This is a genomic window from Serratia fonticola, from assembly GCF_001006005.1.
GTDB classification, from domain to species: domain Bacteria; phylum Pseudomonadota; class Gammaproteobacteria; order Enterobacterales; family Enterobacteriaceae; genus Chania; species Chania fonticola.
Window position 1 is genome coordinate 1,860,651 of the sequence record NZ_CP011254.1, and the last position, 17,234, is coordinate 1,877,884.

A 17,234-nucleotide genomic window follows, 5' to 3' on the forward strand; every position below is an offset into this window, starting at 1 on the left:
AATTATGGCAATGCAATCTCAAGACATCATTCGTAAATCCGCCACCAATGGCTTCACCCCGGCACCGCGCGCGCGCGATCACCAGGAAGAAGTGGCCAAGCTGATCGATGTCACTACCTGTATCGGCTGCAAAGCCTGCCAGGTAGCCTGTTCTGAATGGAACGATATCCGCGATGAAGTGGGGCACAACGTCGGGGTTTACGATAACCCCGCCGATCTGACCGCCAAATCGTGGACGGTGATGCGCTTCTCGGAAGTTGAGGAGCACGGCAAGCTGGAGTGGCTGATCCGCAAGGATGGCTGCATGCACTGTGCCGATCCGGGCTGCCTGAAGGCTTGTCCGGCGGAAGGGGCCATCATCCAGTACGCCAACGGCATCGTCGATTTCCAGTCCGAACATTGCATCGGCTGTGGCTACTGCATCGCTGGTTGCCCGTTCGACGTGCCACGCATGAACGCGGAAGACAATCGGGTGTACAAATGTACCCTGTGCGTCGATCGCGTTGGCGTTGGCCAGGAACCGGCCTGTGTGAAAACCTGTCCGACTGGGGCGATCCACTTCGGCACCAAAGAAGCGATGAAAAATGTCGCGGCGGAACGTGTCGATGAACTGAAAACCCGTGGCTACCAGAATGCCGGTCTGTACGATCCGGCTGGCGTGGGCGGCACTCACGTGATGTACGTACTGCATCACGCCGATAAACCGCAGCTGTATCACGGTTTACCGGATAACCCGACCATCAGCCCGGCGGTGACCTTCTGGAAAGGGGTCTGGAAACCGTTGGCCGCCATCGGGTTTGCTGCCACCTTCGCGGCCAGTATTTTCCACTACGTTGGCGTGGGGCCAAACCGCGTTGAAGAAGAGGAAGAGCAGGATCCGAAGGACGAGCATCATGATGAGGAGACGCGCAAATGAGGAAGGAAAAGCCAATTCAGCGCTACAGCGCGCCGGAGCGGATTAACCACTGGATTGTGGCGTTCTGCTTTATTTTTGCCGCCATCAGCGGGCTGGGGTTCCTGTTCCCGTCCTTTAACTGGCTGATGAATATCTTTGGTACGCCACAGCTGGCACGCATCCTTCACCCCTTCACCGGGGTGTTGATGTTCGTCGCGTTCCTGCTGATGTTCCTGCGCTACTGGAAGCACAACCTGATCAACCGGGAAGATATCGTCTGGGCGAAAAACATCCACAAAATCGCCATGAATGAGGAAGTGGGTGACACTGGGCGTTATAATTTCGGTCAGAAGTGCGTATTCTGGGCGGCGATCATCAGTCTGGTGCTGTTGCTGGCCAGTGGTATCGTTATCTGGCGGCCATACTTTGCCCCATCCTTCTCCATTCCGCTGATCCGCATCGCGTTGGTGGTGCATTCGTTGGCAGCGGTGGGGTTGATCATCGTGATTATGGTGCACATTTACGCCGCGTTGTGGGTAAAAGGCACCATTACCGCGATGGTGGAAGGTTGGGTGCCGGCTGCCTGGGCCAAGAAGCATCACCCGCGCTGGTACCGTGAGGTCCGCGAGAAACAACAGGAAGACAAACCCAGATGAGTATCCGCATCGTTCCTAAAGAGCAGTTAGGGGCACAGCGTGAAAAGTCTTCAACGGCGGAAACTATTCCGCCGTTACTTTTCGCCAACTTGAAGAGCCTTTATACCCGCCGAGCCGAACGTCTGCAGCAACTGGCCGCAGACCATCCGCTGGGTGACTATCTCAATTTTGCCGCCAGCATTGCGCAAGCGCAGCACAACGCCTGCCACGATAATCCGCTGGAGCTGGATCTCGGCGAAACGCTGACCCAGAGCGCCGCCAGCGGCAAGCCGCCGTTGGACATCAGCGTCTATCCACGCAGCGAACACTGGCACAAGCTGCTGGCATCGCTGATCGCAGAACTGCGCCCGCAGGCACCGGAACACGTGCTGGCGGTGTTGGATAACCTGGAGAAATCCTCGTCCCATGAGCTGGAGCTGTTGGCCAGCGCCCTGCTGAAAGGCGAGTTTGCCAAAGTAGGCAGCGACAAAGCCCCGTTCCTTTGGGCGGCGCTGTCGTTGTACTGGACGCAGATGGCCAGCCAGATCCCTGGCAAGGCATGGGCCGAGTACGGCGAACATCGCCAGTTCTGCCCGGTTTGCGGCAGTATTCCGGTTTCCAGCGTGGTGCATCTTGGTACCGTGAACGGCCTGCGCTATCTGCACTGCAACCTGTGCGAGAGCGAATGGCACGTGGTGCGGGTGAAATGCAGCAACTGCGAACAAACCGGCGATCTCAACTACTGGTCACTGGAAAGTGAGCAGGCCGCGGTGAAAGCGGAAAGCTGTGGCGACTGCGGCACCTACCTGAAGATCCTCTATCAGGAGAAGGACCCGAAGGTCGAGGCGGTGGCCGACGATCTGGCTTCGCTTATCCTCGATGCCAAGATGGAAGAGGAAGGCTTTGCGCGCAGCAGTATCAACCCGTTCCTGTTCCCTGGGGAATGATGACAGTTGGTTTTTTCGTTCGCCCCTTGCCACTGTAATTGCCCAACTCAACTCCATCACTTTTGCAGCCCCCTCTCCCTGTGGGAGAGGGTTGGGGTGAGGGGGCCGCAGCGACTTTCGGATTAGACATCTGGCAAACCGGGAGGCGAGTTGCTACCGTTACGTCAAGACGCGTAACGCGAAAGGAAGACATGATGTTGAAGACCCTTGCCAAAGGCGCGGCGCTAGCCGTGCTGCTTACCGGGCTGGTAGCCTGCGATAACCAGGACAGCAAAAAGCCGGAAGTCCCCGCACCCGAGCCAAAACCGGTCGTGACACAACCCGTAACGCCAGCTCCGCCGGTGGAAGAACCCAAACCCGCCCCAGGCCTGAACGTTTCGCTGCAAAAAGGCCAAATCACCTTTGAACTGCCGCCGGGCTTCAGCGATCAGACCAAGCTGAGCGGCATCATCAACGACAATAAATCGACTATTCAGCTGTTCCTCGACAGCAAATCACGCCAGCGCACCGTCGCTTCGGAAGTGATCCCGCCGGCAGACATGAAGATCAATACCAGTGATGCGATGCTCAAAGAGCTGACGCAAAGCATCATTACCGAGCTGTCTGACCGTTATCAGAACATCAAGAAAACCAAAGAAGAGAATTTCAACGTCGGTAAGCAGAAGTTCCATCGTCTGGATACCGAACAGACGGTCAACGGGCAAAAACTGGTTTCCACCATCGTGTTGACGGTGTTCAATAAACGGGTCGTGACGTTGCAGCTGTTAACGCCAGCTAAAACACCGGATCTACATCATGCCCTGGTACAGCGAATTATTGATACCATGCAGGTTAAATAACCTGACTGGTTTAGCTCGGCACGCCAACAAGCCAGTTTGCCGATAACCGGACACTGAAAAATCGAGTGACCATGAGCACTGAATCCCAGCACCTATACAGCCAGTTACCTGCCATCGACCGCCTGCTGCGCGATCCTGCGGTTGAACCCGCCGTCGCCAAACACGGCCAGACGCTTATCAGCGAACTGCTGCGCCAGATGCAGGCGCAGGCGCGTGAAGCTATCAAGACGCAGCAACAACTGCCTGCCTGGTGTCAGGACTGGCCGCAGGCGCTACAGGCACGCCTGGAACAACAGCAGCGCCCGGCGTTGCAACCCGTGTTTAACCTCAGCGGTACCGTGCTGCACACCAATCTGGGGCGAGCGCTGTTGGCGCAACCGGCAGTGGATGCGGTGGTCAGTGCCATGAGCAGTGCCGTGACGTTGGAATACGATTTGGATGGCGCAGGCCGTGGGCATCGCGATCGGGCCATCGCGGATTTGCTCTGCCAGCTCACCGGGGCGGAAGATGCCTGCATCGTCAACAATAACGCGGCAGCGGTGCTATTGATGCTGGCGGCAGTGGCACCGGGCCAGCAGGTGGTGGTATCACGTGGCGAACTGGTGGAGATTGGTGGCGCGTTCCGCATCCCGGACGTCATGCGCCAGGCGGGCTGCCAACTGGTGGAGGTTGGCACCACCAACCGTACACATCTGAAAGATTATCGTGCCGCCATCAACGAGCAAACCGGCCTGTTGATGAAGGTGCATACCAGTAATTACAGCATTCAAGGGTTTACCGCTGCGGTTGATGAAAGCGAACTGGCGGTGTTGGGCCACGAACAGGGCATTCCTGTGGCGACCGATTTGGGCAGTGGCTCGCTGATCGACATGGCGCAATACGGCTTGCCAGCCGAACCAATGCCGCAACACCTGATTGCCGCCGGTGTCGATCTGGTGACCTTCTCTGGTGATAAACTGCTGGGCGGGCCGCAGGCCGGGATTATCGTCGGTAAAAAAGATCTCATTGCCCGTTTGCAGCAGCACCCACTCAAGCGCGCCCTGCGCGTCGGCAAAATCACGCTGGCGGCGCTGGAAGCCACGCTGCGGTTGTATCAACAGCCGGAGTTACTGGCAGAACATTTACCTACCTTGCGCTTACTGACCCGCCCACAGCAACAGATGCAGCAAACCGCCGAAGGTTTGCAGAGCCAGTTGGCTCCGCGGTTTGCTGGCCGCTTCGAGCTGCGCAGTGAGCCGTGCTGGTCACAGATTGGCAGCGGTTCGTTGCCGGTAGATCGCCTGCCGAGCTACGCGTTGACCTTTACCCCACTCGATGGCCGGGGCGCAACGTTAGAAGGCTTGGCCCAGCAGTGGCGTAGCTTGCCGCAGCCGGTCATTGGCCGTATCAACGACGGCAAACTGTGGCTCGATCTGCGTTGCCTTGAACAGGAGGGCGCACTGGTTGAGGCGCTGAGCGCATGATTATCGCCACCGCTGGCCATGTCGACCACGGCAAAACCACCCTGCTACAGGCGATCACCGGCATCAATGCCGATCGCCTGCCGGAGGAGCAACGCCGTGGCATGACCATCGATCTTGGTTATGCCTATTGGCCGCAGCCCGATGGCCGCGTGCTGGGGTTTATCGACGTTCCCGGCCATGAAAAATTCCTCGCTAACATGCTGGCAGGCATTGGCGGCATCGATCATGCGCTGCTGGTGGTGGCCTGCGACGATGGCGTAATGGCACAAACCCGCGAGCACCTGGCGATCCTGCGCCTGAGCGGCAGAGCGCAGTTGACGGTGGCGTTAACCAAAGCCGACCGTGTGGATCCTGCGCGAGTCGCTGAAGTGCAAACCCAGGTGTTGGCCGAATTGGCGCAGCAGGGCTGGCATGATGTGCCGGTGTTTGTTACTGCGGCGGCCCTGGGAGAAGGTATTGATGAGCTGCGCCAGCATCTGTTGGCGCTGCAACCCGGTGAGCACTTACTATCCCGTCGTTTTCGGCTGGCGGTGGATCGCGCTTTCAGCGTCAAAGGTGCCGGGCTTGTAGTGACCGGGACGGCGCTGGGCGGCAGCGTCGCGGTAGGCGATACGCTGTGGCTGACCGGTGCGGATGTGCCGGTGCGGGTGCGCGGCTTGCATGCGCAGAATCAGGTGGCAGAACAGGCGGTTGCCGGGCAGCGCATTGCGCTGAATATCAGCGGTGACGTCAGCAAAGACCAGCTAACGCGCGGCGACTGGCTGTTGGCGCAACAACCGCCAGCGGCGGCAGAGCGTATTCTGGTGGCGATAGAGGCCGATGCGCCGATCCAGCACTGGCAGTCGCTACATATTCACCATGCCGCCAGCCATATCACCGGGCGCATTGCGCTGCTGGCGGACAACCTGGCGGAGCTGATCCTCGATCGTCCGCTGTGGCTGGTGGAAAACGATCGGCTAGTGTTGCGTGATATCAGCGCGCGCCAAACACTGGGCGCTGCACGCGTGCTGGGGCTCTCCTCGCCGAAACGGGGCAAGCGTCAGCCGGAGTATCTGGCCTGGCTGGCAGCGCTGGCTAAGGCATCCAGCGATGGGCAGGTGCTGGATTTGCGTTTGCCGGGTGGCGCACTGGATTTGGCCGCGTTTGCCTGGGCACGACAGCTGACGGATGAGGGCCTACAGGAACTGCTGGCAGGTTATGCCCTGATGATCTCCGGCGAGATGGCGTTGGCCCCAGCCAACGTGCAAGCGCATGAGCAGCGTCTGTTGCAGGTGTTGGCCGAATATCATCAGCAACATGCCGATCAGCTAGGCCTGGGGCGCGCTCGTCTGCGCCGTATGGCGTTACCGGCGCTGCATGAGCCGTTGGTATTTATGATGATCGATCGGCTGCTGGCGGCGGGTTTGCTGCGCAATACGCGCGGCTGGCTGCACCTGCCGGACCACGGTTTGGCATTCAGCAGCGAGCAACAGGCACTATGGAGCCGCATTGAGCCGCTGTTTGGTGAAGAGCCCTGGTGGGTGCGCGATCTGGCCGCCTCGTTGGGCGAAGAGGAAAACAGCGTTCGCGCCGCGTTGCGCAAGGCGGCACAGCTTGGCTACGTCACCGCCGTGGTGGTCGATCGCTACTACCTCAGCCAGCGTATCGAACAGTTTGCCGCGATGATCCGCGAGCTGGACGCCACGCAAGGCAGCACCAATGCCGGTGACTTCCGCGATCGGCTGGGGGTTGGCCGCAAGCTGGCGATCCAGGTATTGGAATTCTTCGATCGCAGCGGCTTTACCCGGCGTAAGGGGAACCAGCACCTGTTGCGGGATCGCGGGCTGTTTGGCGGTTGAAATTATGGGTGCATATTGTTGCGCCCAGTTTAAAAGATTGTGACACCCCTCATGCGTTTGAGCATTGTTTCGCCATTTCTCCTCATAAACCCCTATCATTCCGGCTACAGATAGTTCACCGCTTCTTAAGTTTGATCACTGGATCTGCGGCCATGGTGCCGTGAACCTGCTTACCGTCTACGGGCGGTAAGGTTGCAGCCACGTTAAAAGGAGATACAAATGGCGAATACCACTACGGCAAATCACCTCACGCCTGAAAACACCGGGTTTCCTCTCAAGCTGAAAAAACGTTACGACAACTTTATCGGGGGTGCCTGGGTAGCACCGGTACAGGGCGAGTATTACACCAACCTGACGCCGATCACCGGCCAGACGCTGTGCGAAGTGGCCAGCTCCTCCTCACAGGATATCGAGTTGGCGCTGGATGCTGCCCACGATGCCAAAGGGGCTTGGGGGAAAATGTCGGTGCAGGCGCGCGCCAACCTGCTTAACCGGGTCGCCGATCGCATGGAGCAGAATATCGATCTGCTGGCGGCGGCAGAAACCTGGGATAACGGCAAGCCGATCCGCGAAACCGTCAATGCCGACGTTCCGTTAGCTATCGACCATTTCCGCTACTTTGCTGCCTGCGTACGAGCGCAAGAGGGCGGGATTAGTGAGATCGACTCAGAAACGGTGGCCTATCACTTCCACGAACCGCTGGGCGTGGTGGCACAAATCATTCCGTGGAACTTCCCGCTGCTGATGGCGTGCTGGAAGATGGCGCCAGCGCTGGCAGCGGGTAACTGCATCGTGCTGAAACCGGCCAAGCTGACGCCGCTATCGGTGCTGGTGTTGATGGAACTGCTCCAGGACATCCTGCCGCCAGGGGTGATCAACGTGGTCAACGGCGCAGGCGGTGAAATCGGGGAATATCTGGCCACCTCCAAGCGTATCGCCAAAGTGGCCTTTACCGGTTCGACCGAAGTGGGCCGCCAAATCATGGGCTACGCCACCCAGAACATCATTCCGGTGACGCTGGAGCTGGGCGGCAAGTCACCCAACATCTTCTTTGCCGACGTGATGGACAAAGAGGACTCGTTCTTCGACAAGGCGCTGGAAGGCTTTGCGCTGTTTGCCTTCAACCAGGGGGAAGTCTGTACCTGTCCGAGCCGGGCGCTGGTGCAGGAATCGATCTACGAGCGCTTTATGGAGCGGGCCATCAAACGGGTGGAGAGCATCCGTAGCGGCAACCCGCTGGACGCCAGCACCCAAATGGGGGCGCAGGTTTCCGAAGGGCAGATGAAGACCATCCTTAACTACATCGAAATCGGCAAGCAGGAAGGTGCCAAGGTGCTGACCGGTGGACGCCGCAAGGCGCTGGATGGCGGCTTGGCGCAAGGGTACTACATGGAACCCACCATTCTGTTCGGTAAGAACAGCATGCGGGTATTCCAGGAAGAGATTTTTGGCCCGGTGCTAGCGGTGACCACTTTCAAGGATATGGATGAAGCGCTGGCGCTGGCCAATGATACCGATTTTGGCCTGGGGGCCGGGGTGTGGAGCCGCAACGGCAACATTGCCTACCAGATGGGGCGCAACATTCAGGCGGGCCGCGTCTGGACCAACTGCTACCATGCCTACCCGGCACATGCGGCATTCGGCGGCTACAAACAGTCGGGGATCGGGCGGGAAACCCATAAGATGATGTTGGAGCACTATCAGCAGACCAAATGCCTGCTGGTGAGCTACTCCGAGAAACCGATGGGGCTGTTCTGACCCGCCTGACTAACGTCAACCAGCTTGAAACGTTGGGGCGCTGCATGCTGCGCCCGTTCAGATAATCAAAGGATTAGCTCTGGACGAATACGTTAATTATTTAAGTTTAATCAGTAAGTTAAGTGGGCGCAGCATGCGGCGCCCCTACGTAGCGAGAGTGGCACCACCACGGTGTTTGCTGAGGAACATCGCCGTCAGCGTCAGCCAGCACAGGCCACTGACCAGATTGAACAGGCTGAATAATCCGTTACCGCCCCAAACGTAGGCCACCTTGGCCAGCTCGATCCCGATGGTAAACACCGACATGCTTAGCATGCCCATCACGGCCGAAACGGCACCTTTGCTCACGTTGCTGGAAAACAGCGTCAGGCGATACAGACCGGCGTTCGCCAAACCAATGCCGTAAGCATAGAGGCTCAACCCGGCGGTCATCCACAGGTAGGCGTGGGCGGAAAATACCGTGGCCAGCGCGGCGAGCAGCAGGCCCAGCAGCATCGGCCATGCGCCCAGCTTGATCGGGCGCTCAATACTGAGTTTGCCGGTGATGCGAGCCAGCGTCAGGTTGCCGAGGATCAGCGCGCCAAATACCGGGATCTGCAACAGGCCATAGTCCAGCGCCGAGAGCGACTCACCCTTAATCAGGATCACCGGAGACTGGGCAATCCAGGCCAACAGCGGCAGGCTGGCAAAGCCGATAGCCAATGAGCCACAGATAAAGCGCCGATTGACCAATACCTGACGATAGTCGCGCCACAGGTTGGCCGCCGAGAAGGCTTCCCCTTGCAGCGTGGCGGTTTCAGGCATGGCTTTCCACAGGCCAACAAAGGCAATCGCGGCCAGGGCGGCAAACAACACAAACATGCTCTGCCAGGAGGCAACGTGAACCCAGGCGGCCCCGGCCAACGGCCCCAGCAGCGGGGCGATCAACGCCACGTTAGCCATCAGCGCAGTGATCTTGATACATGTCGCCTCTTCAAAGGACTCCTGAATGGTGGCGTAGCCCACCGCACCGATAAAGCACAGGCCAATCCCTTGCAGGAAGCGCATCACGATAAACTGTTCGATATTGGTGACCAGCAGAATGGCCAGGCAGGTGACGATAAAGAACAGCACCCCGGCCAGCATCACCGGGCGGCGGCCACGGCGATCTGACAGCGGGCCAAGCAGCCACTGCAGGAAAATACCGCCAGCCAGATAGGCGGTCATTGAGGTGGGCACCCACTCCACGCCGGCATTGAAATCGGCCACGACCGCCAGCATACCGGGCTGGATCATATCGTTAGCGATATAGGTCGCGAATTCGAATAGCACCAGACAAAGTGGGAATAAAAGCGCCTGTCGGCCTAAAAGTGCCGCAGGGGGTAATGATGTTTTCATTTTTATATTACTGATAGCAAAGAAGAAATAAGGAACTGTCAGGGCGGGGATGCGCAAACTGAGCGAGTTGTGGCGGCTATTTTGCCGCCAATTGTTCACCTTGGCAATCATAAGGTGATTTTAGGCTCATTCTTAATAGCGCGTTTAAGCGTTGTGCTGCGACCCCCTGAGCTATAACCTCTGATTAACATTTCTCTATACCCGTCGTCTTTCAAACTGCAGCGTTGTTACCTGCACTATCTCACCCCAGTCACTTACTAAAGTAAGCTCCTGGGGATGAGATAGCTGGGCGCCTAGCTGCAGCTCGAAATCCATAGGGTATATGACAGAATTATAGGCAACTGACGGGCAGCAATGAGCAATAAAATTGGTTGGATAGATAACTTGCGTGCGCTGGCGTGCATGATGGTGGTGATGATCCACGCTACCACCTACTACGTCGCCAACGGTGTGGCAGTGGGCGAACATAACTGGGATATGGCTAACGTATTGAACTCGATTTCACGGGCTTCGGTGCCGCTGTTCTTTATGATTTCCGGCTTTCTGTTTTTTGGTGAGCGCAGTGCCAACCAAAAACACTTTATCCGCATTACCTGCTGTATTTTGTTCTACAGCGCCATTGCCCTGATTTATATTGCCTGCTTTACCCGTATCGGCTTTTGGCCCTCGTTGCGCGCCATCCTGCAAAAGCCGGTGTTTTATCACCTGTGGTTCTTTTACGCCATTGCGGTGGTCTACCTGCTTTCGCCGCTGATCAGCGTCAAACCGGTCTCTGGCCGCTATCTGGCCGGGGTGATTGTCATTCTGGCGATTATCGCCAACCCTAATACCAGCAAGCTGACCCTGGATAATGTCCAGCTACTGCCGGTGAACCTGTACATCTATGGCGATACCTTCTATTACCTGCTGTATGCCTTGGCAGGGCGAGCAATTGGCATGATGGCGACCCAACGGCGCGGTATGAGCCTGTTGGCGGTGCTGTGCTTTGTCGCTAGCGTGGTCCTGATTATCCGTGGCACCAAAAGCCAGATGTTTATCAACGGCAGCTTTGCCGATACGTTTTATATGTACACCGGCCCCTTGGTATTTGTGGCGGCGGTCTCGCTGCTGGTGTGGTGTAAAAACTGCCTGCCGAACCCAATCGGCTGGTTAGGCGTGATCTCCCGTCATTCGCTGGCGATCTACGGTTTTCACGCCCTGATCGTTAACGTGATGCGTAACCGCCACTGGGAGTTTCCGGCCTACCCGCTGCTGGATATCTTCTGGGTGTTTGGCATGGCGCTTGGCGTGAGCCTGCTGCTGTCGATGGGGTTACAGAAAGTGGATACCCGGCGGCTGGTGTCTTAAGCCTGCCAGCGCTGCTGTGCCCGCCGCAGTTGGCGGCCAGAGGAGAAGCCCGCGGTTAGCGCGGCTTTTTCCAGGCCGTAGCCCTGCTGCAGCCGTTGCTGTGCGACCGCCAGCCGCAGTTGTTCATGATATTCCCGCACGCTGAGGCCGATATGCAGACGGAACAGCCGGGCCAGATGGCGGCTGCTGACGTGGGCTTTCTCCGCCACCTGGGGGACCGACCACTCGGCCTCCGGCTCAGCGGCCATGACATCCTGAGCCCGATGCACGGCAGGATGCAGATGATTGCGATAGCGTAACCACGGGGAAAGCTGCGGATCGTCGCCAGAGCGGCGGAAATAAACCACCATCTCACGGGCAACCTCCAGCGCACGGTCAGCCCCACAGTATTGATTGACCAGGTGCAGCGCCAGATCGATACCGGCGGTAATGCCCGCGCTGGTAAACACCCCACGATCCTCAACAAAAATGCGGTTTTCCTTCACCAGCGCGGCCGGTGCCTGCTGGCGCAGACGGTCGATTACGGCGTGGTGAGTGGTGCAATGATAGCCGTCGAGCAAGCCTGCCTGGGCGGCTAACAGCGCGCCGGAACAGACGCAAACCAGGTTAATCTGCCGCTGGGCCAAAGCCGGGCGCAATGCCCGGAGCCAATTGCGCGCCAGAGCCGCTTCCTCAGTAGCAAAGTAATGCGTAGAGTCCGCCACCCCCGGTATCACCAGAATATCCCCTTCGTTCCATCGTTGCGGTAAGGGAGCTAGCTGGCCGATCGTCATGCCGATAGAACAGGTCACTTGCGGCACTGGGCTGACATAGTGCAGTTGGAACTGTCCGGCAAGCCGCAATACCTCTGCCGGGCCGCTGACATCCAGTAACAGCACGTTGGGGAGCATCAGAAAGTAAACGGCCTTGGGCATAACACCATCCTGTTAGGCAAAGAAATGCGTAGTCATGTGTATGGTGTGAGGTATGGCTTTGGTTCAGTGATCGCCCCTCACCCTAACCCTCTCCCGTAGGGAGAGGGGACCGAACGTGCCACAACTTTACTCCCGCTCCTGACTTCTACTCCGAGAAATTTAACGGGCTACAGGTTAGCTCCCGTACCTGAATACAACACCGTACCAGCTCCCTCTCCCTGTGGGAGAGGGTTGGGGTGAGGGGAAAACACAGTGGCCGGATGACTGACAAAACGCTAGCCCCAAAAAAATCAGCAACAGGTTCGGGCATTAGCTTTGAGCATGTAAAAGTTGCGCCAATGCTTCATCGACGCTGGCAATGGTGGCAAAGCGGTCGACCAGCACGGTTTCAGTATGCCGCTTTAACTGCTCGGGGGTAAAGAGGCTGCCGTCCGGATGATGCATCGGGAAAGTGAGCGTGGCTTCGGTCACAAACGTCACTTTATAGCCCAGATCCGAGGCGACGCGGGTGGTGGTTTCACAGCATTGCTCGGTGCGAATGCCGCTGATAATCAGATGGTCGACCTGGCGTTCGCGCAGCCAGGCATCCAGGCCAGATTCAGTCAGCGCATTGTGCACTCGCTTTTGCACCGTTACGTCAGCCTGATGGCTCAGAAACGGCAGGCGTTTCACATACCCAGACGCCAAAGAGAACGGCCCCTCAGGCGAGACATGGAACACGTCGACCAGCGGCACCCCTTGCTGCTGGCAACCTGTGATCAGGCGCGTCAGCGCCTGTTGAAACACCGGCAGGTCGTCTTCCTGCCAGAACGGACGATGCTGAAAGGATTGTTGAACATCGATGATCAATAGTGCGCTACGTGACATTTTCGGCCCTCCTCAATTTGGTGTAAGACCATACTGCGCTTGCGGTAGTCCAGAAAGAAGGCCAAAAACGGCCATCATTATGGCAATAGCGGACCAGCGTTGAGGGGTGGTAAACCCCTCATCGATTGAGAGGGGTTATATGTGGTTAGGGAGGGGATTACATCAGCGGCTGCAGGCAGCGGTAAAGTTCGCGGAAGGTGTGGCGCTGAGCGACATAATATTGATGTCGTTCTGCATCCGGCTCATGCACCTGCTCTAACGGCAATTCAGGCAGTAGGGTGCTCAAAGGTACCCCAGGGTTCAGCGCAATCTGCGCCAGACGCGCGGCACCCAATGCCGGGCCAACGTCGCCGCCGGTGCGGTATTCCAGCCGCTGGCCGCTAATATCTGCCAGCATCTGACGCCAGAACGGGCTGCGTGCACCACCGCCAATTAAGGTGATAGCCGTGGGTTGCAGGCCGCTGGCATGCAGCACGTCCATGCCATCCGCCAGTGCAAAGCCCACCCCTTCCAACACCGCTCGTGCGAGATCGTTCGGCCCATGTTGATGAGTGAAGCCCCAGAAGGCCCCTTTGGCATTCGGGTTGTTGTGCGGCGTACGTTCGCCGGAAAGATAGGGCAAGAACCACAGCGGCGTTTCAGCAGGAGCAGCCTGCTCAACGTTACGCAGCAGGGTGGCAACACTGTCGACATTGGTTAACTGGCAGGCCCAGTCCAGGCAGGACGCCGCGCTGAGCATCACCGACATCAGGTGCCAGGTCTGCGGCAGCGCATGGCAGAAGCTGTGCACCGCGCTGGCCGGGTTACTGAGGAAACCGTCGCTGACGGCGAAGTAGACGCCAGAGGTACCCAGTGACAGCATCGCCTGCCCGGCCTGATACAGCCCGACGCCGATCGCCCCGGCGGCATTGTCACCCCCACCGGCCACCACCGGCACCGGTGCCATCCCCCAACGTTGGGCCAGTTCGCTATGCACTTGCCCGGTGATCTGGTTACCCTCAAACAGCGCAGGCATCTGCTCACGCGTCAGCTCGCAGGCATCAAGCATGGCATCGCTCCAGTCACGTTTGGCGACGTTCAGCCACATTGTCCCTGCGGCATCGGACATATCGCTGGCAAACTCGCCGGTGATGCACCAGCGCAGGTAATCCTTCGGCAATAACACCTTATCGATCTGCTGGAAAATCTGTGGCTCGTGCTCCTTGACCCACAATAGTTTGGGGGCGGTGAAGCCGGGCATCATCAGGTTGCCGGTGATTTCACGTGAGTTGGGTACGGTTTGTTCTAGTGCCTGGCATTGTGCAAAGCTGCGGCCATCGTTCCACAGGATGGCCGGGCGTAATACCCGCTGCTGTTTATCCAATAAGGTTGCGCCATGCATTTGCCCGGTCAGGCCAATGGCTTTGACCTGTTGCAGACTATGCTGTTTGGCCAATGACAACATGGCACGGTCGGTGGCTTGCCACCAATCTTGCGGGTCTTGTTCAGACCATAGGGGATGGGGGCGTGAGATGGGCAGTGGTTCACTCTGGCTGGCCAGCAGTTGGCCTTGCTCGCCTAGCAGGATGACTTTCACGCCGGAAGTACCGAGATCGATTCCAATGTACATGAGCACGGATCCTTTGAAGCGCGCTGAGCGGACCCACCGCGCCGTAGAGAGTTAGCCGAACAGGTAGCGGTTAACCAGATTCTCCAGCTTTTCCTGATGCCCGCTGGCATGTTGTGGGGCCAGCACCTGTTGCTCGGCGTGCTGTGCCAGCGCTTCGAGCGACAGTTTCCCTTGCAGGATCTGTTGGCCCAGCTCGCCGTTCCAACCGGCATAGCGTTTGGCAACCTGCTGATGTAGCTGGCCATCCTCGATCATGCGGGCGGCCACTTTCAGCGCCAGCGCCATGGTGTCCATAGCGCCGATATGGCCGTAGAACAGATCATATTTGTCGGTACTTTGGCGGCGCACCTTGGAATCGAAGTTCAGCCCGCCGGTAGTGAAGCCGCCAGCCTTGAGGATTTCGAACATCACCAGCGCGTTTTCTTCCACGCTGTTCGGGAACTGATCGGTATCCCAACCTAGCTGTGGATCGCCCCGGTTGGCATCGACCGAGCCGAAAATCCCTAGCGCGATGGCGGTGGCGATCTCGTGGTGGAACGAATGCCCGGCCAGCGTAGCGTGGTTGGCCTCGATGTTCACCTTGATCTCTTTTTCCAGGCCGAACTGTTTAAGGAAACCGTAAACGGTGGCGACGTCGTAATCGTACTGATGTTTGGTCGGCTCCTGGGGTTTTGGCTCGATCAGCAGCGTTCCCTGGAAGCCGATCTTATGTTTGTGTTCAACCACCATCTGCATAAAGCGGCCAATCTGTTCACGCTCCTGACGCAGATCGGTATTGAGCAGGGTTTCATAGCCTTCACGCCCGCCCCACAGCACATAGTTTTCACCGCCCAGTTTGTGGGTGGCATTCATGGCCGTGAACACCTGAGTTGCTGCCCAACTGAAAACTTCCGGATCCGGGTTGGTCGCTGCCCCGGCACCGTAACGTGGATGGGTGAAGCAGTTGGCGGTGCCCCACAGCAGCTTCACGCCGCTGCTTTGCTGCTTCTCTGCCAGCACGTCGGTCATGATTGCGAAGTTGTTCAGATACTCTTTTAGCGTGGCCCCTTCCGGTGATACGTCGATATCGTGGAAGCAGTAATAAGGCACGTTCAGCTTATGGAAAAACTCGAATGCTACATCGGCCTTGCGTTTAGCCAGCTCCAGCGCTTCGCCCGGCTGTTGCCAAGGGCGATCGAAGGCCCCAATGCCGAACATGTCTGCCCCGTTCCAGCAGAAGGTGTGCCAGTAGCAGGCGGCGAAGCGCAGGTGATCGGCCATACGCTTGCCGAGGATGATTTCATCGGGGTTGTAGTGGCGGAAAGCCAACGGGTTATTGCTGCTGGTGCCTTCGTAACGAACCTGTTCAAGCTGATCAAAATAGGATTGCATGAGTGACTCCTTGGTAGCGGTGCCCGGCGAAAAGGATGCGGGATGCGCTCATCTTCGGAGTAAGTGGTGGAATGCTCAATTACGTTATTTCACTCTTAAATTCACAGAATTATTAAATGTGCGCGGGATCTCATTATTCAACGAAGGGCCGGTTTTACTGGCCGCGGGTTATTTCACAGGTTTAAAACATGACCGCCATCATAAAATCAACATTAAACCAAAAACCGTAATTCACTGGTGAAAATCTGTAATTGCTGAACACCGCATAAGCGACAACAATCCACTGGAAGTTTCGTGTTTTATCTCGTCACCTTTCAATTTTGCCGTTTGAAAGCGTACGGATAACTATTTCCCTACACAACTCAAGGGTTATAAAATGAAATTCAAACCACTCTTGCTTTCTGCTTGCGCACTGCTGCTACTGGCCAGCCAACCGGGCTACAGCCAACAGATTAAAATCGGGATGGCCATCGACGACCTGCGTCTGGAGCGTTGGCAAAAAGACCGCGATATTTTTGTCAAGAAAGCCAACGCCCTGGGGGCCGATGTGTTTGTTCAGTCGGCCAACGGCAATGAAGAAACCCAAATGGCGCAGATCGAGAATATGATCAATCGTGGCGTCGATGTCCTGGTGATCATCCCTTATAACGGCCAGGTGCTGAGCAACGTGATCCGCGAGGCGAAACGTGAAGGCATCAAGGTCCTGGCCTATGACCGCATGATCAACAATGCCGATATCGATTTCTACATCTCGTTTGATAATGAGAAAGTGGGTGAGATGCAGGCGGAAAGCCTGGTGCAGCGCGTGCCGCAGGGCAACTACTTTCTGATGGGCGGCTCGCCGGTGGATAATAACGCCAAGCTGTTCCGCAAGGGGCAGATGACCGTGCTGCAACCGCTGATCGACAGCGGCAAGATCAAAGTGGTGGGCGATCAGTGGGCCGACGGCTGGCTGCCGGAAAACGCGCTGAAGATTATGGAAAACGCTCTGACGGCCAACAATAACCATATCGATGCGGTCGTGGCCTCCAACGATGCTACCGCCGGTGGAGCCATTCAGGCACTCGCTGCGCAAGGGCTGGCGGGCAAGGTGGCGATCTCTGGCCAGGACGCCGATCTGGCAGCGGTAAAACGCATCGTAGCGGGCACCCAGACCATGACGGTCTATAAACCGATCAGCAAACTGGCCGACGAAGCGGCGGATATCGCCGTGCAGCTGGGCAAAGGGGAACAACCCAAGTCCAACGCCAAATTAAATAATGGCAGTAAAGAGGTTTCGGCCTGGCTATTAACCCCGGTACAGGTGGATAAAACGAATATCGAGAGTACGATTATTGCCGATGGTTTCCATAAGCAATCGGACCTTAATTAATG

At 57.5% G+C, this 17,234-nt stretch carries 15 protein-coding genes; 10 read left to right on the forward strand and 5 right to left on the reverse strand.

Annotated elements, in window-relative coordinates:
- Positions 1-4 precede the first annotated feature (4 nt).
- The 7 genes from fdxH to exaC all read left to right on the forward strand — a co-directional run bounded on the left by fdxH (position 5) and on the right by exaC (position 8,375).
- On the forward strand, positions 5-916 hold the full coding sequence (gene fdxH / locus WN53_RS08230; RefSeq protein WP_024483267.1) for a formate dehydrogenase subunit beta: 912 nt from the start codon (positions 5-7) through the stop codon (positions 914-916).
- Entirely contained in the window at positions 913-1,551 is a 639-nt protein-coding gene (gene fdoI / locus WN53_RS08235) for a formate dehydrogenase cytochrome b556 subunit (RefSeq protein ID WP_021181336.1), read from the forward strand. The genes fdxH and fdoI overlap by 4 nt, the downstream gene beginning before the upstream one ends.
- On the forward strand, positions 1,548-2,477 hold the full coding sequence (fdhE, locus tag WN53_RS08240) for a formate dehydrogenase accessory protein FdhE (RefSeq protein WP_024483266.1): 930 nt from the start codon (positions 1,548-1,550) through the stop codon (positions 2,475-2,477). The genes fdoI and fdhE overlap by 4 nt, the downstream gene beginning before the upstream one ends.
- A 194-nt stretch (positions 2,478-2,671) precedes the next feature.
- Positions 2,672-3,316: a DcrB-related protein gene (locus WN53_RS08245; protein ID WP_024483265.1), complete on the forward strand. Its 645-nt coding sequence runs from the start codon at positions 2,672-2,674 to the stop codon at positions 3,314-3,316.
- A 71-nt stretch (positions 3,317-3,387) separates the two neighbouring features.
- Positions 3,388-4,779, forward strand: coding sequence for an L-seryl-tRNA(Sec) selenium transferase (gene selA / locus WN53_RS08250; RefSeq protein ID WP_024483264.1), 1,392 nt, complete (start codon positions 3,388-3,390; stop codon positions 4,777-4,779).
- Entirely contained in the window at positions 4,776-6,617 is a 1,842-nt protein-coding gene (gene selB, locus WN53_RS08255; protein ID WP_024483263.1) for a selenocysteine-specific translation elongation factor, read from the forward strand. The genes selA and selB overlap by 4 nt, the downstream gene beginning before the upstream one ends.
- Positions 6,618-6,836: 219 nt before the next feature.
- Positions 6,837-8,375 (forward strand): acetaldehyde dehydrogenase ExaC, encoded by a 1,539-nt coding sequence (gene exaC / locus WN53_RS08260; RefSeq protein WP_024483262.1) that lies wholly within the window; start codon positions 6,837-6,839, stop codon positions 8,373-8,375.
- A gap of 144 nt (positions 8,376-8,519) precedes the next feature.
- Here the strand turns inward: exaC and WN53_RS08265 are convergent, their stop codons facing one another.
- Positions 8,520-9,752 carry an MFS transporter gene (locus tag WN53_RS08265; RefSeq protein WP_024483261.1) on the reverse strand — a complete coding sequence of 411 codons (1,233 nt, stop codon included), beginning with the start codon at positions 9,750-9,752 and terminating at the stop codon, positions 8,520-8,522.
- Between the two features lie 354 nt (positions 9,753-10,106).
- Here WN53_RS08265 and WN53_RS08270 point away from each other — a divergent pair, with 354 nt between their 5' ends.
- The gene (locus WN53_RS08270) at positions 10,107-11,099 is read left to right on the forward strand and encodes an acyltransferase (protein WP_024483260.1); all 993 of its coding nucleotides are present in this window, start codon (positions 10,107-10,109) and stop codon (positions 11,097-11,099) included.
- On the opposite strand, the gene WN53_RS08275 is transcribed toward WN53_RS08270, so the two are convergent.
- From WN53_RS08275 to xylA, 4 genes are all read right to left on the reverse strand, one after another.
- Entirely contained in the window at positions 11,096-12,013 is a 918-nt protein-coding gene (locus WN53_RS08275; protein ID WP_024483259.1) for a GlxA family transcriptional regulator, read from the reverse strand. The two genes, WN53_RS08270 and WN53_RS08275, sit on opposite strands and share 4 nt — an antisense overlap.
- Before the next feature lie 309 nt (positions 12,014-12,322).
- A complete protein-coding gene (locus WN53_RS08280; protein WP_024483258.1) occupies positions 12,323-12,880 on the reverse strand; it encodes a cysteine hydrolase family protein in 558 nt (185 codons plus the stop codon).
- Positions 12,881-13,037: 157 nt separating this feature from the next.
- Positions 13,038-14,489, reverse strand: coding sequence for a xylulokinase (gene xylB / locus WN53_RS08285; protein ID WP_024483257.1), 1,452 nt, complete (start codon positions 14,487-14,489; stop codon positions 13,038-13,040).
- Between the two features lie 51 nt (positions 14,490-14,540).
- Positions 14,541-15,860 (reverse strand): xylose isomerase, encoded by a 1,320-nt coding sequence (gene xylA / locus WN53_RS08290; RefSeq protein ID WP_024483256.1) that lies wholly within the window; start codon positions 15,858-15,860, stop codon positions 14,541-14,543.
- Here xylA and WN53_RS28605 point away from each other — a divergent pair.
- Both WN53_RS28605 and xylF read left to right on the forward strand, forming a co-directional pair.
- Entirely contained in the window at positions 15,859-16,101 is a 243-nt protein-coding gene (locus WN53_RS28605) for a hypothetical protein (protein WP_152526572.1), read from the forward strand. The genes xylA and WN53_RS28605 overlap by 2 nt on opposite strands.
- Positions 16,102-16,236: 135 nt before the next feature.
- Positions 16,237-17,232 carry a D-xylose ABC transporter substrate-binding protein gene (xylF, locus tag WN53_RS08295; protein WP_024483255.1) on the forward strand — a complete coding sequence of 332 codons (996 nt, stop codon included), beginning with the start codon at positions 16,237-16,239 and terminating at the stop codon, positions 17,230-17,232.
- Positions 17,233-17,234 lie beyond the last annotated feature (2 nt).